Source organism: Bradyrhizobium sp. RP6 (assembly GCF_003837805.1).
Taxonomy (GTDB): Bacteria; Pseudomonadota; Alphaproteobacteria; order Rhizobiales; family Xanthobacteraceae; genus Bradyrhizobium.
On sequence record NZ_RQIT01000004.1, the window covers coordinates 109179 to 127950 of the forward strand.

Below are 18772 nucleotides of genomic sequence, written 5' to 3' on the forward strand. Positions count from 1 at the left end.
CGTCATACCGCGCCCACGGGCTTGCAGCTAGCGCGCCTTCTTGCGTTCGATCGGATCGATATCGATCGCCCGCAGGCGGCCGAGCCGCAACACGTCCATGGCGAGCCGCCGGCCGATCCGGTCGCGATCGAGCACGCGGATCAGATCATCGACGCCGTTGATCTCGACGCCGTCGAGCCTGATCACGACGTCGCCGGGCAACAGGCCCGCCTTGGCTGCAGGTCCATCCGGCTCGATCTGCATCAAGAGCGCGCCCATCTTGTTCTCGACGCCGGCGAGCACCGCATGCCGCCGCGGGACCGGTGCCGTCTGTCCGGCAACGCCGATATAGGCGCGGCGGACGTAGCCGTGGCGGATGATCTCCGACAGCACGAATTGCGCGGTGTTGCTGGCGACCGCAAAGCAGATCCCTTGCGCGCCGTTGATGATGGCGGTGTTGATGCCGATCACCTCGGCATGCGACGACACCAGCGGGCCGCCCGAATTGCCGGGATTGAGCGCGGCATCGGTCTGGATCACGTCCTCGATGGTGCGCCCGCTGACCGAGCGGATCGAGCGCCCGAGCGCAGAGACGACGCCGGCGGTCACGGTCGATTCGAAGCCGAGCGGATTGCCGATCGCGATCACCAGCTGGCCGCGGCGCAGGGTCTTGGAGTTACCGAGCGCGGCATAGGGCAAGTGGCGCGCGCCGTTGGCGCGCAGCAGGGCAAGATCGGTGTCGGGATCTACGCCGAGCACCCGCGCGTCACCGACATGGCCCTCGACGTCGCGCAGCCGAATTTCCTTCGAACTGCCGACCACATGGCTGTTGGTGAGGACGAGTCCATCCGGCGAGATCACGATGCCTGAGCCGAGCCCGCCGCGCTCGCGGCCGTTCGGCGCCTTCGGCCCGGTCTCGACGCGCACGACCGCGGGACCGACACGGTCGGTCACGTCGATCACGGCATTGGAATAGGCGTCCAGCAGGGCCCGGTCACCGACCTCGGCAGACGCCGTCGTTCGCGATGACGCTGCGTCATCGGCGATATCTGAAGTGAAGTCCAGCATGGCAAGAGTCCTTGAAGGCTCACACAGATGGTGGCCTGTTCCCTGCCGCGCAAGATGCGCGCCTGGAGCGCAGGGCTGGACTGCCCAGATGGCTAGGGCGCTCGCCTCAGCGAACCGCCTCTTGCCTTGACCGGGTCGAGCAGCGTCCAGTCCCCATCCGGAAGCACATGGCCCCTGGGGAACGGCGCGCGCAGCTCGATTCCGAGCGAACCCAGCACGCGGTCGTCGCGGTAGTAGCATTGCAGCACGACACGGACGAGCGTTGCTGCGGCGACGCCGCCGCTGTTGCGAAACTCCTGCGCCACCGCATCGCGCCTTTTGGTATCGAGCTCGGCGAGCGGCACTCCGGCGAGGCGCGCCAGATGATCCAGTGCCGCCGCCACCAATCTGGTGTCACGGCCGAGCGTTGCCAGCATGTCGGCCTGGATCGCGGGATCATCGGCGCCCGGCACCTTGTACTCGTCGCTGGCAGGAATGATCATCGCGGCGATGGTGCGCAGGTCGTCGCGCTGCCTGCGTGTCAGTTGGTTGTCTGCGGACATCACGACCTCAATCGAACAAATTGGCGAGGCGCTGCTTCATCTGGTCGGCGATGTAGAGCGCGAGGGCCTGGATGGTGGACGTCGGGTTCACGCCGCCCGAGGTGACGAAGATGCTGCCGTCGACGATGAAGAGGTTCTTCACGTCGTGCGAGCGGCCCCATTCGTTGACTACGGAACGTTCGGGATCGGTGCCCATCCGCGCGGTGCCGAGGAGATGCCAGCCGCCCCAGGGGATCGGGTTGTTGATGCAGATGTCGGTCGCACCGGCGGTCTCGAGAATCTCCCGGCCGCGCGCCAGCCCGTGCTCCATCATTTTCCGGCTGTTCTCGCTGATCGTATAGTCGACCTTCGGCGCGGGGATTCCGTGACTGTCCTTCAGCACGGGATCGAGCGTGACGCGGTTGTGCTCCTCGGGCAGATCCTCGCAGATCGCCGACACCGCAAGCCGATGACCGTTGAGCTTGCGGAACACGCGATGATGGTCGGCGCCCCATGGCAGAATGCCTTTCTGCTCGCTCGCGACCGCCTCGAACACCGGCCCCGCGCCGCGGCCGAATTGGATGCCGTAGCCGCGCACGAAACCGCGCGACAGGTCGGTGTCGTAAAACTCCTTGCTCCACAGGCAGGTCGGCGGCGCACGATTGCTGTCGGTCGGCTCCTTCACAAATCCGTAGATCTGCGCATAGGGATGAAACATCAGGTTCTTGCCGACGAGGCCGGACGAATTTGCAAGCCCGTTGGGAAAGCGCCCCGAGGCCGAGTTCAAAAGCAGGCGCGGCGTGCCCACGCCGTTGCAGGCGATGATGACGACGTGCGCGGGCTGAAACTGCTCGACGCCGTCCTTGTCGTAGTAGACGACGCCCGAAGCCATGCCGTTCTCGTCGGTGGTGATCTCCCGCACGCGGCAATGGGTGCGCAACTCGACGCCGGCGCGGATCGCATGCGGCCAATAGGTGATGTCGGTGGAGGACTTTGCGCCTTGCGCGCAGGCCGGCGTGCAATGGCCGAGATTGATGCAGCGCGCCCGGCCCTCATAGTCCATGGTCGCGACCGTCGTATCCGACGGCCACCAGTGCCACCCGAGCTTGTTCATGGCCTTGCCGATGATGGCGCCGGACAATCCCATCGGCTGCTGCGGCATCGGCGGATGCGTCAGCGGGGAAAGCGGATCACCTGACAGGCCGGACGTACCCATCATGCGGTCGTTCTCTTCGAAGAACGGGGTCAGCGCGTCGTAGTCGATCGGCCAGTCGTCGGCGACGCCGTCGAGCGTCTTCACCTTGAAATCGGAGGGATGCAGCCGCGGCCAATGCGCGGTGTACATCACGGTTGAGCCGCCGACCGCATTGTAGTTGACGACCTTGATCGGGGAGTTGTCGTCGTTGATCGGGTAGTCCTCGGGGCGGCCGCGGACATTGGGGCTCGACGACCACTCGCCGTAGAATTTGGCCTCCCAATCCCGGCCGGTGCTGGGATATTCCGCCGGGTTCATCCAGCCGCCCTGCTCCAGGCAGAGGACGTGCATCTTGGTCTCGGCCAGCGACCACGCCACCGCCGCGCCTGAAGCGCCGGCGCCGATGATCAGGACGTCCACGGGGTCTTTCATCGCAACTTCTTCCTCCCCCTCGCCGCTTCCCGGGCGATTCGGCCTTTCGCGCCTAGCGAGGCCGGCGAACGATAGGGTCAGAGCGACGGCCGAGTAAAGCCGCGAGGCCGGAATGTCACACTTCGCAGGGTGCAGACCATTGGTATCGCCACATCCCGATGCTAGGAACGAGACGCACGAGCCATCGATAGCGAGACCGTATGTCCTTCCGAAATTTCTTTGCCAGCGCCCGCGCTTTTGCGCTCGTTTCGTTTTTCGCCTTGTCCGGATTTCTGGGCACCTCCAACCCTGCCTCGGCGCTGACCGGCGCCGCGACGGCCCGCGACGGCAACTCCATCCAGCTCGGCGACGTGATCTATCGGCTGGACGGCGTCGATGCGCCCGAGCTGGACCAGGTCTGCATCGACGATCACGCCGATGCCTGGACCTGCGGCATCGAGGCCCGCGATCAGCTCACGAAGCTGATCAAGGGACGCGTGGTGCGCTGTGACGATGTCGGGCCGGAAAAGAGCTTTGGCAAGCGGCACCGGGCGATCTGCACGGCCGAGGGCGACAAGTCGACCTTGAACGAACAGCTGGTCAGGCTCGGCTTTGCCGTCGCCCGGGAGCCGATCAAGGCCAACGCCAAGCCCGTCGCGGCCGAAGCCAGGACAGCCGCCGCCGGAATCTGGAAGGGCTGTTTTGTTGCACCGCAAGATTTTCGCGCCGGCAAGAAAGACGGCACGCTCCTGGGCACCGCCTGCCGGCCCGACCGCGACAAGGAGATTCGCGCCGTGCTGTTCCCGGAGGAACTGACGATGCCGCCCAGCTGCAGCATCAAGGGCAAGCTTGCGGTGCGCGCCCGCGTGACCGGCAATATCGGCATCTATCATTTGCGCGGTTGCCCGAGCTATCCCGCGACCACGAGACCCGACCGCTGGTTCTGCTCGGAGGACGACGCCCAGGCCGCCGGCTTCCGCAAGGCCTATAATTGCCGCCGGCCAAAATGAACGGGCGAGTTCCGCACCTGTGAGTAGTATTCCGACTACGTATTGATCCGGGATTGAACTTCGTCGGCAGTTGCTGCATTTGTATGCGTACGCGAGCGCCTTGCGCGAGCGTTTCCTAGGCAACAATCCGGCTCCGGCCCGATTGTCTTTGCTCGGGCGTTTCCTCCCTAGACTTGGCCGCTTGTCACGAGCAAGCGGCCGTTCTTTTCTGTGCGGGTCTATCACTGCATCCGCATGATCTGGTCCATCGGCGGCATGTTCGCATTGAGATGCGCCATGATCCACACCGTCCCGCCCACCACCAGGAAGACGACCAGCAGCCCGAAGGCGAGCGCCAGCACGTTGTTGGTGTTGTCGGGCCCCGTGGTGATGTGCAGGAAAAACACGAGATGCACACCCATCTGTGCGATCGCAAGCACGATCAGCGCGACCGGAATCGAGGGCTGCCAGACCAGGTCGGTGCCGGCGATGAAGAACGACGTCGCCGTGAGCAACAGCGCCAGAACAAGACCGACGACATAGCCCAGGATCCGCTCACCGACGCCATGCTGCTCTTCCTCGCCCGGTGCGAGGTCGTGCCCGGCCGGAATATGCGTCTGATCGCTCATGGGGCACCCCCAAGCAGGTAGACGACGGAGAACACCCCGACCCAGATGATGTCGAGTGCGTGCCAGAACAGCGCAAAGCACATCATCCGCCGCAGCACGTCGGCGCGAAAGCCTTTCGCAAAGACCTGGGCCATCATGGTGAGCAGCCAGAGCACGCCGGCCGAGACGTGCAGCCCGTGGCAGCCGACCAGCGAGAAGAACGCGGTCAGGAACGCGCTGCGCGACGGACCGTAGCCGCGGGCGACAAGGTCGGCGAATTCGCGGAACTCGAGCACGAGGAATATCAGCCCGAGCACGCAGGTCACGGTCATGCCGAGATAGAACCAGAACCGGTTGCGTACGTCGGCGGCGATGCTGGCCATGCCGCAGGTGAAGCTCGAGAGCAGCAGGCAGACCGTCTCGATCGCGACATTCCTCTGCTCGAAGATCTCCGCGCCCTTCGGGCCGCCGGCAGTCTGGCCGGAAAGCACGGCATAGGCGGCGAAAAAACAAGAGAACATCACGATGTCGGAGAGCAGGAAAATCCAGAAGCCGTAGGCGGTCACGATCCGCTTCGGCGCGGGTCCGGGATGCTCGATGACGAGCCCGATGTGATGGGGATCGGCGTGCGCGTGGCCGGCGGTCGCGGTCATCGCCATCAGACCGCCCCCGCCATGCTGACGAGGCTGCGCCGTTCCTCGATATTGACGCGGTCGATTGCCGCGACCTGTTCGGCCGGGATGACGTATTCGTCATGGTCGCGCCAGGCGAACACGACGAAGGTCGCGAACGCGCCGATGCCGCCCAGGATCACCATCCACCAGATGTGCCAGATCAGCGCAAAGCCCATGATGGTGGCGAAGAACGCGCAGACGAAGCCGGTCGGCGAATTGCGGGGCATCTCGATGTCCTGATATTCGGGCACTTCGTGCTCGAGCGATTGCTGCCGGGCGCGGGCCTTCATCTCCCAATAGGCGTCCTCGCCGCGCACATCGGGATTGAAGGCGAAATTGAACACCGGCGGCGGCGACGAGGTCGCCCATTCCAGCGAGCGCCCGTCCCAGGGATCGCCGGTGCGGTCGCGCAACGCCTCGCGGTTGCGGATGCTGACCACGAGCTGCACGATCTGGCAGATCACGCCGATCGACAGCACGGCCACGCCGACCGCCGCAACGATCATCCAGGGCCGCCAGGACGCGACGTCGTAGTGTTGCATTCGGCGCGTCATGCCGAGCATGCCGGCGATGTAGAGCGGCATGAAGGTGACGTAGAAGCCGAGGAAGGTGAACCAGAACGCGGCCTTGCCCCAGCGCTCGTCGAGGCGAAAGCCGAACGCCTTCGGAAACCAGTATTCGAAGCCGGCGAAGGCGCCGAACAGCACGCCGCCGATGATGACGTTGTGGAAGTGCGCAACCAGGAACATGCTGTTGTGGAGCATGAAGTCGGCCGGCGGCACCGCGACGAGGACGCCTGTCAATCCGCCGATGATGAAGGTGACCATGAAGCCGACCGACCACAGCATCGGCGTCGCAAAACGGATGCGGCCGCCATACATCGTGAACAGCCAATTGTAGATCTTCACGCCGGTCGGTATCGCAATGATCATGCTGGCGATACCGAAGATGGCGTTGACGTCGGGCCCCGCCCCCATCGTGAAGAAATGGTGCAGCCAGACCATGAAGGAGATGACGCAGATCGCCATGGTCGCCAGCACCATGGAGCGATAGCCGAACAGCGCCTTGCCGGAGAAGGTCGAGACCACCTCGGAGAAGATGCCGAAGGCGGGCAGCACCAGGATGTAGACCTCGGGATGGCCCCAGGCCCAGATCAGGTTCATGAACATCATGACGTTGCCGCCGGCCTCGTTGGTGAAGAAGTGGAAGCCGAGATAGCGGTCGAGCAGCAGCATCGCGAGCGTGGCGGTGAGGATCGGAAAGGCCGCGACGATGAGAAGGTTCGAGGCCAGCGTGGTCCAGCAGAACATCGGCATGCGCAGATAGTTCATGCCCCTCGTGCGCAGCTTGAGCACGGTCGTGACGAGATTGATGCCGGCCACCAGCGTCCCGACACCGGAGATCTGCAGCGACCAGGCGTAATAGTCGACGCCGACACCGGGCGAGTAGGCCAGCTCCGACAGCGGCGGAAAGGCGAGCCAGCCGGTGCGCGCGAACTCTCCGACCACGAGCGAGACGTTGACCAGCAGCGCCCCGGTCGCGGTCAGCCAGAAGCCGACCGAATTGAGCGTCGGAAACGCGACGTCGCGCACGCCGAGCTGGAGCGGCACGACGAGGTTCATCAGCCCGATCACGAACGGCATCGCCACGAAGAAGATCATGATGGTGCCGTGCGCCGAGAAGATCTGGTTGTAGTGCTCCGGCGGCAGGTAGCCCTGCGACTGATAGGCCACCGCCTGCTGGATCCGCATCATGATGGCGTCGCTGCCGCCGCGCAGCAGCATCACCGAAGCCAGCAGGATGTACATGACGCCGATGCGCTTGTGATCGACGCTGGTGATCCATTCGCCCCAGAGATAGGGCAGATGCCCCTTCACCACGACCCAGGTCAAGACGCCGAGGATTGCGACCAGCACCACCGCGCCGGCGACGAGCGGAATCGGTTGATCAATCGGAATGGCCGACCAATCGAGCTTACCGAGCATCATGGCCTCCACTGTGCGGCCGGCCCGCTTCGGATGCGAGCTCCGGCCCCGGCCCCGGCGGAATGTGCTGGCTCGCGATCAGGTCGAACAGCCGCGGATCGTCCAGGCGGTAGACAGGTCGGCCCTTCTCGATGCCCTGCTGCATCAGCTTCTTGTAGGTGTCCGCATTCAGCACCGCATCCGTCCTCGCCGTGGTCGCGACCCAGTCCGGAAAGGCGAGCGGCGAGACCACGTTGACGTCGAACATCATGTCGGGAAAACCGTCGCCGGAGAAATGCGCGGACAGGCCCTGGAGCTTGCCTTCATTGTCGGCGCGCAGGTTCAGCTTCGTCACCATGCCGTTCATGGTGTAGATCATGCTGCCAAGCTGCGGGATGAAGAACGTGTTCATCACGCTCGACGATGTCAGCTGGAAATTCAGCTCGGCGCCCGCGGGCACCGTCAACGTGTTGATGGTGGCGATGCGCTGGTCCGGATAGATGAACAGCCATTTCCAGTCGAGCGAAACGGCCTGTATCCGCACCGGACTTCCGGTGCCCGGCACGGGCGCGGCCGGATCGAGTTGATGCGAGCCGATCCAGGCAACGCCGCCGAGCAGGATGACCGTGAGTGCAGGGATCGACCACACCACCATTTCGACCCGGCCGGAATAGACGAAGTGGGGCTGGTAACGCGCTTTCGGATTCGAGGCGCGAAACCAGAAAGCAAAGCCGAGGATCGCGATGATGGTGGGTACCACGATCACGAGCATGATGAAGACGGAATCGACCAGGATGGTGCTGTTGCCCGCGGCCACGGGCCCTTGCGGATCGAGCAGATTCATCGGCACGCCACTGGTAGTTGGGAAGCCCCGGGACTGAGCCTAGCGCGGGAAAGGCTCCGGCAGCAAACGCCGAGGCCTCAGAACGGTTCCTGGACTGCAAGGGTCAGTCATGCGCGACAGGCCGGCCGCAGCATGCAATTGCATGTGATGTCAATGACATGTACGCAGGAGCCGCGCGCTTCTCTCCGGACGGGGCGATTGCTAATCTGCACGAAAATAATGGGACGAATGGTGCCCGTACCGGGGAGTGAGCTGTGATGCGCTTGAAGGACAAGGTCGCGATCGTCGTCGGGGCCGGTCAAAGTCCCGGCGAAGGCATGGGCAACGGCCGCGCCACCGCGCTCACCTTCGCGCGCGAGGGAGCGAAGGTCTTGTGCGTCGACCATCATCTGGAGTCGGTGCAGGAAACGGTGGCGATGATCACCGCGAAACATGGTACCGCCGCGGCCTTCGAGGCCGATGTGACCAAAGCTGCCGACATCAAGACGATGGTGGTCGAGACGCAGTCGCGCTGGGGCCGGATCGACGTGCTGCATAATAATGTCGGCGTCAGCCTCGGCGGCGGCGACGCCGAGCTGCTGCAGCTGACCGAGGAGGCGTTCGACCGCGTCGTAGCCATCAATTTGAAGAGCTGCATACTCGCCGCGAAGGAAGTGATCCCGATCATGCGCGCGCAGAGAGGCGGCGCAATCATCAACATCTCCTCGATGGCCGCGATCACGACGTATCCTTATGTCGCCTACAAGGCAACCAAGTCGGCGATGATCGCCTTCACCGAACAGCTGGCGTATCAGAACGCCGAGTACGGCATCCGTGCCAATGTCATCCTGCCCGGCCTGATGAACACACCGATGGCCGTCGACACCCGCGCCCGCGAATGGCACAAGACCCGCGCCGAGGTCGAAGCCGAGCGCGACAGCAAGGTGCCGCTGCGCGGGAAGATGGGCACCGGATGGGACGTCGCAAACGCCGCGCTGTTTCTGGCATCCGACGAGGCGAACTTCATTACGGGTGTGACGCTGCCGGTGGATGGTGGTGCCAGCGTGCGACGGGGGTAGGTCGTTCTTCTCCCTCTCCCCGCACGCGGCAGCGCTATCGCATATGAGATGTGGCTATGGGCACCGGCTGTCTCCACAACGTCATGGCCGGGCTTGTCCCGGCCATCCACGCCTTTCCACGCAGCACACAGAACGTGGATGCCCGGGACAAGCCCGGGCATGACGACCTCTGCAGAATTCAATGCGATTCCCTGCCGCTTGCGGGGAGACGCGAAGCATGCTCGGTCACCGCGAATATGTCACCCGCCAGATCGTGCCGTTGCCATCTTCCGAAACGAGCAGCGATCCATCCTTCGCCACGGCGACGCCGACCGGACGCCCCCACACCTCCGAGTCGCTCACGACGAATCCCGTGACGAAATCCTCATACTCGCCAGTCGGCTTGCCGTCTTTGATCCGGATGCGGATCACCTTGTAGCCGGTGCGCTTCGAGCGGTTCCAGGAGCCATGCTGAGCGGCGAAGGCGTCGCCCTGGTATTCGGACGGAAACTGCGTGCCCTGATAGAAGGTCATGCCGAGCGAGGCCGAGTGCGACTGTATGAGCACGTCCGGCACCGTCACCTTGTCCTTGAGGTCTGGGCGCGCGCCGGCGTGGCGCGGGTCCTCGTTGCCGCCGATGTAGAACCAGGGCCAGCCGTAGAACGCGCCCTGCTTCACGCTGGTCACGTAATCGGGCACGAGATCGTCGCCGAGGCCGTCGCGCTCGTTGGTCGAGCACCAGGGCAGACCGCTCTGCGGCTGGATTGCGAGGCCGACGCAGTTGCGGAGGCCGGTGGCGTAGATCTTCCGCTCCTTGCCGTCGGGATTGAAGGCCAGCACGGTGCCGCGCTCGGTCTCGCTCGCCCAGGCTGCGCCGAGCGGTTGCGCTCTCGACCACGCCTCCATTCCGCCCGGCGGCGTGCCCATGCCTTCGGCAACGTTGCTGAGCGAGCCGACCGAGACCAGCATGCGCCTGTTGTCGAGCGTGAAGGCGATGTCGCGCGTGGAATGGCCGCCGTCATGCGGCAGGCTTGCCACGATCGTCTCCGCCTTGCCGCGCGCCTTGAGATCGCCGGCTTGATAGGGAAAGCGGACGACGCTGTCGGTGTTGGCGACATAGACCCATTGCGGATTGTCGCCGTTCGGAAAGAAGGCGATGCCGAACGGCTGTCGCAATCCGCTGGCAAACACCTCGTTGGTCGCGACCTTGCCGTCCTCCCCGGCGCGCAACACGCGGATGTTACCGGCCCGTGTCTCCGCGAGGAAGACGTCGCCGTTCGGCGCCACGCGGATGATGCGCGGCGCGCGCAGGCCTTCGGCGAACAGCTCGATCTTGAAGCCTGCCGGCACCTGGGGCGAGGCTTCATGCGGACGCGTGACGACGCGCGCGGAACTCGCAACCGAGCGCGTGGCACCGGGCCTGACCAGATCCTGCGGCTGGATCAACCTGACGGTGCCGGGCCTGTCGGCCCGCCAGTCGCCATAGGCGTCCTTGCCCTGCAACACCGGCTCGGCCTGCGCGCCGGCCGCAACTGCAGCCAGCAGCCCCGCGGATATCGCCGCGTACGGAGTCCTGTTCTTCACGTCGCCTTCTCCCCACCTGGACGTACAGGTCGTCAACGCCATTCTTCCGCAAACGTTCTGCGGCAAGTCAAACACCCGCCGCATTCGACGTCAGCTCATGCCCGCACGATGTGCATCAGGTGCACCCATCGTACTGGAAAACACCGCAGATAGATGCGACACATTGTAAGGGTTCGGTTGCGGTCATCAAAGCTGCGACATCGCTGTCGTGACTGATGGGAAGATCATGTGGGGATCCGTCATATCGGAATGGGCGAGCCTGCTGCTGCGCTGGCTGCACGTGGTGGCGGCGATCGCCTGGATCGGCAGTTCCTTCTATTTCATCGCCCTCGATCTCAGCCTCAGGCCTAGACGCGACCTGCCCGACGGCGTGCAGGGCGAGGCCTGGCAGGTCCATGGCGGCGGCTTCTACCGGATCATGAAGTATCTGGTGGCCCCAAGCCAGATGCCGGACGAGCTGACCTGGTTCAAATGGGAAGCCTACACCACCTGGCTGTCCGGCTTCGCGCTGATGGTGGTGGTTTACTATCTCGAGGCCGACCTGTTCCTGGTCGACAAGGCGATTCTCGACATCACGCCGTTCCAGGCCGGGCTGTTCAGCTTCTGCAGCCTCGCGCTGGCGTGGCTGCTTTATGAAGCCGCCTGTCGCACCGGACTTGCGCAGCACGAATTGCCCTTTGCCATCGGCGGCTATCTGTTCCTGGTCGCGCTGACTTACGCCTTCACCCGCGTGCTGAGCGGCCGCGGCGCCTTCAACCAGATCGGCGCGATCATCGGCACCATCATGGTCGCCAACGTCTTCGCGCTGATCATCCCGAACCAGAAGAAGATCGTGGCCAGCCTGATCGCGGGCCAGGCGCCCGATCCGAAGCTCGGCAAGGCCAGCAAGGAGCGTTCGGTCCACAACAATTATCTGACGCTTCCCGTCGTCGTGCTGATGATCAGCAACCACTATCCCCTGCTCTACGCCACGCGCTTCAACTGGATCATCGTCGCGATCATCCTGGCGCTGGGGCCGGTGATCCGCCACTTCTTCAACGAACGGCACGCGGGGCGCGAATCGCCGTGGTGGGTGTGGGGCGTGGCGGCAGTCGGCATGGTCGCGATCTTGTTCCTCTCCGCGGCCGGCCCGCGCGAGATGAAGACCGGCGCGCTGCCAGCGCAGCCAACGCTCGCGAATGTCGAGGAGATCGTGATGTCCCGCTGCAGCATGTGCCACGCGGCCGAGCCGGTCTGGGCCGGCATCGCGACCGCCCCGAAAGGCATCCTGCTCGACGCCCCCGAGCACATCCATCGCAACATCCGCCTGATCGGCCGTGTCGCGGCCTGGTCGAATGCCATGCCGCCGGGCAACATCACCGAGATGACCAGCGAGGAGCGCGCCGTCCTCGCCGCCTATCTTGCGCAGGCGCGCTGATCCGCCTCGCACGAGGATGCGTTGCGCGGAATGAAATTCCGCATCTGCCGCTGAATTGAAAATGACTTGACCGCCTAACCGGCGTAGACATGACCGGCAGCCGCCGGCGCGGCCCAAAATCAGCTTGCAATCGGGGAAAGAACAGTGGCCCTCAAGAACGTCATCGGTATCGACCACGCCGTGGTCATGGTGAAAGACCTCGACAAGGGCGCCGAGAACTACCGGCAGCTCGGCTTCACGGTGTCGCCGCGCGGCACGCACAGCGCGCATATGGGCACCGGCAACTACACCATCATGTTCGACCCCGACTATATGGAGCTGCTCGGCGTGCTCGCTGCGACCGAACAGAACGCGCCGGCGCGCGCCTTTCTCGACAAGCGTGGCGAAGGCATCGAGCGCATCGCTTTCACTGCGGTCGATTCCGCCGCCGGCGCCGAAGAGATCCGCGCACGGGGCCTGACGCCGATCGGCCCGACCGATTTCGAACGGCCGGTGACTCTGCCCGACGGCACGGTCGCGGCGGCAAAATTCCGCACCTTCATGTGGCCGACCGCGGAAGCGCCCGGCGGCGTGCGCATCTTCGCGTGCCAGCACAAGACGCCGGAGACCGTGTGGATTCCCGAACTGATGCAGCACGCCAATGCGGCCAGGCGGATCACGCAGACGCTGATCGCAACGCCCGAGCCGGCGGAGGAAGCTGCGCATCTCGGCCGGCTCATCGACCGCGCGCCGAAGCCCGAGGCGGACGGCGCGGTGACAGTGCCTTCCGGCGGAGATCGCGCCGACTTCGTCTATCTGACCCTGGACCAGCTCGGCAAACGCTATCCCGGCGTACCGCTGACCGGTCTCTCCGAGCGCGGCGGGGCCGCGCTCGTGCTGGTCAGCAGCGATCTGGCGGCGACAGAGAAGGCGCTGGGCTCAGCCGCTGTCCGCAGCGGCGACGCGATCTGCGTGCCGCCGGCCAAGGCCAACGGCACCCTGCTCGCCTTCGTTGCCGGCTGATTTGAACTAATTCTTTAACGGGTGCTTACCCCCGGCGGCTCTAGGATTCCCGGCGATCCAAGTCGCCGAGACCATACGCATGTTCAAAGAGGAATCGCCGATCGCCTATGACGCCCCGGCCGAATTGAAGAAGTGGCCGTCGCTGAAGGGCGAGAGGCTGAAGGACCGGGGCCCGCCCTATCTCGTCTACAACGGCACGCTCGCCGAATGCGTCCGCGAGCTCATGGGCAAGCCGATCAAAGGCATCTCGCTCTACGATATCATGACGACGCCACAACCGGCCTTCGACCAGACCGTGCTGTCGCCCGGCGACGCCGCCGAGATCGCGATGCGCAAGGATTTTCCCAGGGACTAGTTCGCGGCACGCCTCGCAGCGGGCTTCTCCTGCTGCTTCGACGAGGATTCCGTCGGCGCATCCAGGAAGACGACGGGCGTGCCGCGCCTGACGTTCTCGCCGAGCGCGCGAGCGTCCCAATTGGTCAGCCTGACGCAGCCGTGGGACGCCGACTTGCTGACCTTGTCGGGCTCTGCCGTTCCGTGGATGCCATAGCCCTGCGCGGACAGGCCGATCCAGTACGCCCCCACGGGATTGTTCGGACCCGGCCTGATGTCGAACGGCCGTTTGGATCTGACGCTCTTGAACTTGTAGTCGGGATTGTAGCGATAGGTCGGATTCTCGTGTGTGCCGGTGACCTTCAGCGTCCCCGTCGGCGTCGGGCGATCCGGACTGCCGACTGACGCCGGATAGAACGCCAGCAGAGCGCCGCTTGCGTCGAACGCCTTCAACGTCCCGTTCTTCTTGTCGACCTCGAGCCGGGCCATGCGCGGCAGCTCTCGCCGTGCCGGAACGTTGGCGACGACGATCGTCTCTCCCACCTTGTCGAAGGCCTTGCCCGGGTTGAGCGCCCTGAGCAGATCCGCGCTCATGTGGAATTTCTCGGCAAGTCCTTCGAGAGGGCTGGTGTAGCTCAGCGCCTTCAGCGACTTCATGTCGTCGAGCTTGCTCGGCAACTCCTTCAGGAACGGCCCTCTGACATCAGCGTCGGCGATCTCGTAGCCGGCGACGATCGGACCCTCGCTCGCCGCCGTCAGCTTGTCCCAGAGCTCCGGCGCGATTGCCTTGTCGGATGCGATGCCGTTCTGCGCCGCGAATGCCTTGAGTGCCTTCTGCGCGTTCTCGCCGAGCTTGCCGTCAATCTCGCCGGGCGAGAACTGCGCACGATCGAGCAGGACCTGGAGCTTCACCACCGCCGGACTGAGCTTGTCGGTCGCCGGCGGCTTGGCGGGACGCGCAGCATCATTCACCGCAGACGGATCGAGATTGCCCGCGAGCGCCGGGCCGATGAGCCACAGCGAAATCACCGCGCCAAGCATCGATCGCATCGTCATCGCGCATCCTACTCGCAAGCGGCCCGCGAGGCCGCGGAGAGTTTCTCCTCGGGAACACCGTAGTAACACCGACGGAACCGGCGAGACCGCAGCTTTGCCGCAATCCGACGGTTAAGAACTCCTTGTGCCGGCGCATCGCCGACCGTTCATCCCACAGTTCGAGGTTGTCTCCGCAAATGCGATCTGTCGTCGCGGCTTGCGCCGCATTTCTGATTTTGATGTGCGACCTCGATCCGCCGGCATCCCGGCAAGCCTCACCGTTCCACACCACCTTTCTTCAGAACCATCATGCCTCGCCACTTGTTCCGATGGTCGACCTCTTCGTCGCCAGCGTGCAGGCCATCGAGCTTGCGAACGCGCGCGCGTCCTATGAGGACGTGATCGAGCCAACGCGCGCGGTCGATCCGGTGGTGCAGGCGCCGGCCTCACCAACTGAACAATTCTGTCACGCGCTTCGTGAAGCCGCCGAGTCCAGCGGCATTCCAGTGCCCTTCTTCGCGCGCCTGATCTGGCAGGAGAGCCGCTTCAAGTCCAACGAGGTCAGCCATGCCGGCGCGCAGGGCGTCGCGCAGTTCATGCCGGCGACGGCCGCCGAGGTCGGGCTCGACGATCCCTTCGATCCGATGAAGGCCCTGCCTGCGTCGGCGAAGTTCCTGCGCAAGCTTCGTGACGATTTCGGCAATCTCGGCCTTGCGGCGGCGGCGTACAATGCTGGCCCCGGCCGCATCCAGAAATGGCTTGCCAGAGAGAGCGAGCTGCCGCGCGAGACGCGCGACTATGTCCGGATCATCACCGGCACCAAAGCCGAAGACTGGATCGAACGGTCGGAGGCGCTGGCGATCCGCATCGACCTGCCGCGCGAAGCACCCTGCGAAGGCATCGGCAGCCTCTCCAAGACGAAGGACGTCGCCTGGGTTCCGGTCCACTTGACGCCCTCGGTCACGATCATCATGCGCAAGGCCGAACAACTCGCCGCGCGCCTGACGGCGAACCGCGCCCGCAAGCGGTTCGCAACCCTGCTCCGGAAGAACGCTTCTGCTCATGGCAAGGCGCGCAGCATGATTGCACTGCGTGCGGCCGGAAAGAGCGTGAAAGCCCGCGCCGTCCGCCTCGCATCGCGCGAACGGCCCTCGGGTTAGCGTGTTCGGAGCCACCCCCTTGGGTGGCTCCGAGATCCATCGTCAGTCGATCTCCTCGATGACGCGACGCTCACGCGGTTCGATGAGATAGGTCCGCGTGTCGCGGTGGATGTAGCGGTACTCCCGCAGGTCAGGCGCATCCCGATAGACCGTGCTGGGGAATTCCTCGACCTCGACAGTGTCCGGGACGCGATCACCGACATGGATCTCCGTGCGTGCGGTGCTTCCTGTGGTCCGCGCCTCGCTCCGTCCTTCGGTACGGGTCTTCGCATGCTTGCGGATCACCTCGCGATCGCGATCCGAAAACTTGCTGGCACTGCGCTCGCGCGTGGTCGTTGTCTTTGTTGCCGTGGATTGCCCCGCATAGGGCAGAACCGTCACGATCTTGTACGTGGCCGGATCGACCACGACGATCTGATCTTTCACCAGCGCAAAGCTGTAGCCGCGATATTGCGGAACGATCTCGACGACATCGGGCGGCAGTGTCGAAAGATGAACGTCGCGCGGCACGACGGTGCCGACATTCAGCGAGAAGTTGACGCTGGTCAGCGGCCGAACGTTCAGGCGCGAGATCGAGGTGCTGATGTTGGTTTCCTGCTGCCGGTTGAGATTGACGTTCGTCTGAGCGGCCGCCTGTGAACTGGTGCCGGTGCGCTCGCCCTGCGCCTGGTTGCTGGCTGGCGCGCTCGGCGCCTGTTGCCCCTGGTTGGTTCCCGATGCGGCCGGTGCCTGCTGGGCCTGGTTATTCGTCGAAGGTGGATTGGACCGATCCTGCGCCTGGTTCGTGTTCGCCGGCGGCGGGTTGGCGCCCTGCTGGGTCGAAGGCTGGTTTCCGGTCGTGTTCGAGCTTGCCGTGCCGCTCTGCGGCCGCGAGGGGTCCGTGCTGTTCGCGGCGTTCGACGTGCCGGAGCCGGAATTGGCGGCCCCAGACGATGGCGCGGTGCTCTGCGCATTCTGCGCCGACGTTCCCGTCGCCGGTGATTGCTGCGGTTGCGATGTAGTCTTTTGCGTGTCAGTCGCGCCCGACGGCGAGGTGGCGGATGGTGCCGCGGAGTTTGACTGTGATTGCGGCGTCTGCTCAGACTTGGTGGTCGTGCCGGGCGATTGCGCAAAGGCGGCGTTCGCCAGCACCAGCCCTAATGCGGTGGTTGCCAACAGGCGGATCATGATTCACTCCCTTTCATCAAATGAACGTTGGTTACTAACCTGCGCTAGAACGCTCCGTTCCACTTTTTCCCGAGCGAAGGCCGTGCCACTTTCCTGCGGAACCTGAGATGCCATCGAAGAGTGCCGGGATCATCGCCTATCGGATGCGCGAAGAGATCGAAGTTCTCCTCGTTCATCCCGGGGGCCCGTTCTGGCGCAACAAGGATCTCGGTGCGTGGTCGATCCCGAAGGGCGAGTACAAGGACGGAGAAGATGCGGAAGTCGCTGCGCGACGAGAGTTCGCCGAGGAGCTTGGCCTCGAGGTGACGATGCCTCTGATGGCGCTGGGTCAGGTCAAGCAACGCGGCGGGAAGTCGGTCACCGCGTTCGCGGCCGAGCTCGACATCGACACCGGCAGCATTCGCAGCAACACGTTCGAGTTGGAATGGCCGCCTCGCAGCGGCAAACGGCAGACGTTCCCGGAAGTCGACCGCGCCGCATGGTTCACGCTCGAAGCGGCGAAGGAGAGGATCAACGCAGGACAACGTCCGCTGCTTGACCGGCTGGCCCAGCTGCCTAGCAGCGGATAGGCTGTCGCGATCCGCCGCTCACGCTCGCGGGAGAGGCAAAGAGCCCGCGGCGCGATCATGCTCCATTTCGAGCGGCGCCCTACTCCGCCTTGATGTTCGCGGCCGCGACGACCTCGGCGAGCTCCTTCGTCTCCTTCGCGATCTTCGCGGCGTAGTCGGCCGGGCCGAGCACGCTCACGACGCCCTGCGAGCCGAGCTTCTCCGCGACCGCCGGATCCTTGGCAGCAGCGATGATCTCCCGGTGCAGCGTCTCCAGGATCGGCGCGGGCGTTGCCTTCGGCATGAAGAAGCCGACCCAGAACGAGATGTCGAAGCCGGGATAGCCGGCTTCCGCGACGGTCGGCACATCGGGCAGCGCGGGCAAGCGCTCGGCCGACGACACCGCCAGCGCGCGCAGCTTGCCGGCCTTCACCAGCGGCACGGCGGAGAGCGGATCGAACACCGCCAGCACCTCCTGCGCGAGGATGCCGACCTCGGCGGCCGAACCGCCGCGATACGGCACGTGGATCATCTTGATGCCGGCCTTCTGGCCGAGCAGCTCCATGGCGAGATGGGCGAGGTTGCCGTTGCCGCCCGAGCCGTAGGCAAGCGCACCCGGTGCGGCCCTTGCCGCGGCGACGAGATCGGCGACGGTCTTGATGTTGGCCGTCTTGGGATTCTCGGGATTGACGACGAGCACGAGCGGCGCCGAGACGACGGTCGTCAGTGGCGCGAAGTCTCCCTGCGGGTCATAGCGGACATCCTTGAACAGCGTCTTGTTCAGCGTGATCGTGGACGAGTTGCAGGCGAGCATGGTGTAGCCGTCTGCGTCCGCACGCGCGACGCCTTCGGCGGCGATCATGCCGTTGGCGCCGGCGCGGTTCTCGACCACGAAGGGCTGCCCGAGCTTGCTGCCGAGGCGATCGCCGACGATGCGCGCGACCACATCGACCGGGCCGCCGGCGCTGAAGCCGACCATGACCTTGACCGGCCGCACCGGGTATTTCTGCGCCAGGGCCTGCGTCGACAGCGCAGAAGCGCACAATCCGGCGATGACTGCCAGCAGGCGGGCCGTTCGTTGCATTCGTCTTCTCCCCAGACCTCTTGGCGCCGCTTGTGCATGTTTGTTCGTGCGACGCATTCGAGGATCATGAATAGCGGCCACGCCGGATTCCGCAATCACGTTCGGGCGTTGGCATTCCGTCGCACGGCACGTACGACCCCTTCCAAACAAAA

The 18772-nt window shown here is 64.7% G+C and carries 18 protein-coding genes; 7 read left to right on the forward strand and 11 right to left on the reverse strand.

Features of this window, described 5'->3' with window-relative positions:
• Nucleotides 1-27 precede the first annotated feature (27 nt).
• From EHH60_RS11450 to EHH60_RS11460, 3 genes are all read right to left on the reverse strand, one after another.
• Nucleotides 28-1047 (reverse strand): S1C family serine protease, encoded by a 1020-nt coding sequence (locus EHH60_RS11450; RefSeq protein WP_124159571.1) that lies wholly within the window; start codon nucleotides 1045-1047, stop codon nucleotides 28-30.
• A 92-nt stretch (nucleotides 1048-1139) separates the two neighbouring features.
• Nucleotides 1140-1589, reverse strand: coding sequence for a gluconate 2-dehydrogenase subunit 3 family protein (locus tag EHH60_RS11455; RefSeq protein WP_124159572.1), 450 nt, complete (start codon nucleotides 1587-1589; stop codon nucleotides 1140-1142).
• A gap of 7 nt (nucleotides 1590-1596) precedes the next feature.
• Nucleotides 1597-3195 (reverse strand): GMC family oxidoreductase, encoded by a 1599-nt coding sequence (locus tag EHH60_RS11460; protein ID WP_124159573.1) that lies wholly within the window; start codon nucleotides 3193-3195, stop codon nucleotides 1597-1599.
• Between the two features lie 200 nt (nucleotides 3196-3395).
• Here EHH60_RS11460 and EHH60_RS11465 point away from each other — a divergent pair, with 200 nt between their 5' ends.
• Nucleotides 3396-4184 (forward strand): thermonuclease family protein, encoded by a 789-nt coding sequence (locus EHH60_RS11465; RefSeq protein ID WP_124159574.1) that lies wholly within the window; start codon nucleotides 3396-3398, stop codon nucleotides 4182-4184.
• A 221-nt stretch (nucleotides 4185-4405) separates the two neighbouring features.
• Here EHH60_RS11465 and cyoD read toward each other — a convergent pair whose 3' ends face one another.
• From cyoD to EHH60_RS11485, 4 genes are read right to left on the reverse strand one after another with little or no spacing between them, the layout of a single operon-like run.
• Nucleotides 4406-4792, reverse strand: coding sequence for a cytochrome o ubiquinol oxidase subunit IV (cyoD, locus tag EHH60_RS11470; RefSeq protein WP_124159575.1), 387 nt, complete (start codon nucleotides 4790-4792; stop codon nucleotides 4406-4408).
• Entirely contained in the window at nucleotides 4789-5430 is a 642-nt protein-coding gene (locus tag EHH60_RS11475) for a cytochrome (ubi)quinol oxidase subunit III (RefSeq protein ID WP_124159576.1), read from the reverse strand. The genes cyoD and EHH60_RS11475 overlap by 4 nt, the downstream gene beginning before the upstream one ends.
• Nucleotides 5430-7430 (reverse strand): cytochrome o ubiquinol oxidase subunit I, encoded by a 2001-nt coding sequence (gene cyoB, locus EHH60_RS11480; RefSeq protein WP_124159813.1) that lies wholly within the window; start codon nucleotides 7428-7430, stop codon nucleotides 5430-5432. The genes EHH60_RS11475 and cyoB overlap by 1 nt, the downstream gene beginning before the upstream one ends.
• Complete coding sequence (locus tag EHH60_RS11485) at nucleotides 7420-8253, reverse strand: cytochrome ubiquinol oxidase subunit II family protein (protein WP_124159577.1); 834 nt, start codon at nucleotides 8251-8253, stop codon at nucleotides 7420-7422. Before EHH60_RS11485 ends, cyoB begins: the two co-directional genes overlap by 11 nt.
• Nucleotides 8254-8510: 257 nt before the next feature.
• Between EHH60_RS11485 and EHH60_RS11495 the strand changes: the two genes are divergently transcribed.
• On the forward strand, nucleotides 8511-9311 hold the full coding sequence (locus EHH60_RS11495) for an SDR family NAD(P)-dependent oxidoreductase (protein WP_124159579.1): 801 nt from the start codon (nucleotides 8511-8513) through the stop codon (nucleotides 9309-9311).
• 225 nt (nucleotides 9312-9536) lie between these two features.
• Here EHH60_RS11495 and EHH60_RS11500 read toward each other — a convergent pair whose 3' ends face one another.
• Nucleotides 9537-10874 (reverse strand): PQQ-dependent sugar dehydrogenase, encoded by a 1338-nt coding sequence (locus EHH60_RS11500; protein WP_124159580.1) that lies wholly within the window; start codon nucleotides 10872-10874, stop codon nucleotides 9537-9539.
• A 226-nt stretch (nucleotides 10875-11100) separates the two neighbouring features.
• On the opposite strand from EHH60_RS11500, the gene EHH60_RS11505 reads away from it, so the two are divergent.
• The 3 genes from EHH60_RS11505 to EHH60_RS11515 all read left to right on the forward strand — a co-directional run bounded on the left by EHH60_RS11505 (nucleotide 11101) and on the right by EHH60_RS11515 (nucleotide 13648).
• A complete protein-coding gene (locus EHH60_RS11505; protein ID WP_124159581.1) occupies nucleotides 11101-12291 on the forward strand; it encodes a urate hydroxylase PuuD in 1191 nt (396 codons plus the stop codon).
• 144 nt (nucleotides 12292-12435) lie between these two features.
• Nucleotides 12436-13293: a VOC family protein gene (locus EHH60_RS11510; protein ID WP_124159582.1), complete on the forward strand. Its 858-nt coding sequence runs from the start codon at nucleotides 12436-12438 to the stop codon at nucleotides 13291-13293.
• Nucleotides 13294-13372: 79 nt separating this feature from the next.
• Complete coding sequence (locus EHH60_RS11515) at nucleotides 13373-13648, forward strand: hypothetical protein (protein WP_124159583.1); 276 nt, start codon at nucleotides 13373-13375, stop codon at nucleotides 13646-13648.
• Here EHH60_RS11515 and EHH60_RS11520 read toward each other — a convergent pair.
• Nucleotides 13645-14676 carry a L,D-transpeptidase family protein gene (locus EHH60_RS11520; protein ID WP_124159814.1) on the reverse strand — a complete coding sequence of 344 codons (1032 nt, stop codon included), beginning with the start codon at nucleotides 14674-14676 and terminating at the stop codon, nucleotides 13645-13647. The two genes, EHH60_RS11515 and EHH60_RS11520, sit on opposite strands and share 4 nt — an antisense overlap.
• Nucleotides 14677-14858: 182 nt before the next feature.
• Between EHH60_RS11520 and EHH60_RS11525 the strand changes: the two genes are divergently transcribed.
• Nucleotides 14859-15821: a lytic transglycosylase domain-containing protein gene (locus EHH60_RS11525; RefSeq protein WP_124159584.1), complete on the forward strand. Its 963-nt coding sequence runs from the start codon at nucleotides 14859-14861 to the stop codon at nucleotides 15819-15821.
• Between the two features lie 42 nt (nucleotides 15822-15863).
• Here the strand turns inward: EHH60_RS11525 and EHH60_RS11530 are convergent, their stop codons facing one another.
• Complete coding sequence (locus EHH60_RS11530) at nucleotides 15864-16988, reverse strand: DUF1236 domain-containing protein (RefSeq protein WP_124159585.1); 1125 nt, start codon at nucleotides 16986-16988, stop codon at nucleotides 15864-15866.
• A gap of 107 nt (nucleotides 16989-17095) precedes the next feature.
• Between EHH60_RS11530 and EHH60_RS11535 the strand changes: the two genes are divergently transcribed.
• Nucleotides 17096-17557 carry an NUDIX hydrolase gene (locus tag EHH60_RS11535; RefSeq protein WP_124159586.1) on the forward strand — a complete coding sequence of 154 codons (462 nt, stop codon included), beginning with the start codon at nucleotides 17096-17098 and terminating at the stop codon, nucleotides 17555-17557.
• A 79-nt stretch (nucleotides 17558-17636) separates the two neighbouring features.
• Here EHH60_RS11535 and EHH60_RS11540 read toward each other — a convergent pair whose 3' ends face one another.
• Nucleotides 17637-18620, reverse strand: coding sequence for a Bug family tripartite tricarboxylate transporter substrate binding protein (locus tag EHH60_RS11540; RefSeq protein WP_124159587.1), 984 nt, complete (start codon nucleotides 18618-18620; stop codon nucleotides 17637-17639).
• Nucleotides 18621-18772: the final 152 nt, after the last annotated feature.

What these genes read in the sequence shown, in the direction of transcription:
- EHH60_RS11450 (WP_124159571.1), bottom strand. Translation starts at nt 1,047, where the DNA reads ATGCTGGACTTCACTTCAGATATCGCCGATGACGCAGCGTCATCGCGA.
- EHH60_RS11455 (WP_124159572.1), bottom strand. Translation starts at nt 1,589, where the DNA reads ATGTCCGCAGACAACCAACTGACACGCAGGCAGCGCGACGACCTGCGC.
- EHH60_RS11460 (WP_124159573.1), bottom strand. Translation starts at nt 3,195, where the DNA reads ATGAAAGACCCCGTGGACGTCCTGATCATCGGCGCCGGCGCTTCAGGC.
- EHH60_RS11465 (WP_124159574.1), top strand. Translation starts at nt 3,396, where the DNA reads ATGTCCTTCCGAAATTTCTTTGCCAGCGCCCGCGCTTTTGCGCTCGTT.
- cyoD (WP_124159575.1), bottom strand. Translation starts at nt 4,792, where the DNA reads ATGAGCGATCAGACGCATATTCCGGCCGGGCACGACCTCGCACCGGGC.
- EHH60_RS11475 (WP_124159576.1), bottom strand. Translation starts at nt 5,430, where the DNA reads ATGGCGATGACCGCGACCGCCGGCCACGCGCACGCCGATCCCCATCAC.
- cyoB (WP_124159813.1), bottom strand. Translation starts at nt 7,430, where the DNA reads ATGCTCGGTAAGCTCGATTGGTCGGCCATTCCGATTGATCAACCGATT.
- EHH60_RS11485 (WP_124159577.1), bottom strand. Translation starts at nt 8,253, where the DNA reads ATGAATCTGCTCGATCCGCAAGGGCCCGTGGCCGCGGGCAACAGCACC.
- EHH60_RS11495 (WP_124159579.1), top strand. Translation starts at nt 8,511, where the DNA reads ATGCGCTTGAAGGACAAGGTCGCGATCGTCGTCGGGGCCGGTCAAAGT.
- EHH60_RS11505 (WP_124159581.1), top strand. Translation starts at nt 11,101, where the DNA reads ATGTGGGGATCCGTCATATCGGAATGGGCGAGCCTGCTGCTGCGCTGG.
- EHH60_RS11515 (WP_124159583.1), top strand. Translation starts at nt 13,373, where the DNA reads ATGTTCAAAGAGGAATCGCCGATCGCCTATGACGCCCCGGCCGAATTG.
- EHH60_RS11520 (WP_124159814.1), bottom strand. Translation starts at nt 14,676, where the DNA reads ATGCGATCGATGCTTGGCGCGGTGATTTCGCTGTGGCTCATCGGCCCG.
- EHH60_RS11525 (WP_124159584.1), top strand. Translation starts at nt 14,859, where the DNA reads ATGCGATCTGTCGTCGCGGCTTGCGCCGCATTTCTGATTTTGATGTGC.
- EHH60_RS11530 (WP_124159585.1), bottom strand. Translation starts at nt 16,988, where the DNA reads ATGATCCGCCTGTTGGCAACCACCGCATTAGGGCTGGTGCTGGCGAAC.
- EHH60_RS11535 (WP_124159586.1), top strand. Translation starts at nt 17,096, where the DNA reads ATGCCATCGAAGAGTGCCGGGATCATCGCCTATCGGATGCGCGAAGAG.
- EHH60_RS11540 (WP_124159587.1), bottom strand. Translation starts at nt 18,620, where the DNA reads ATGCAACGAACGGCCCGCCTGCTGGCAGTCATCGCCGGATTGTGCGCT.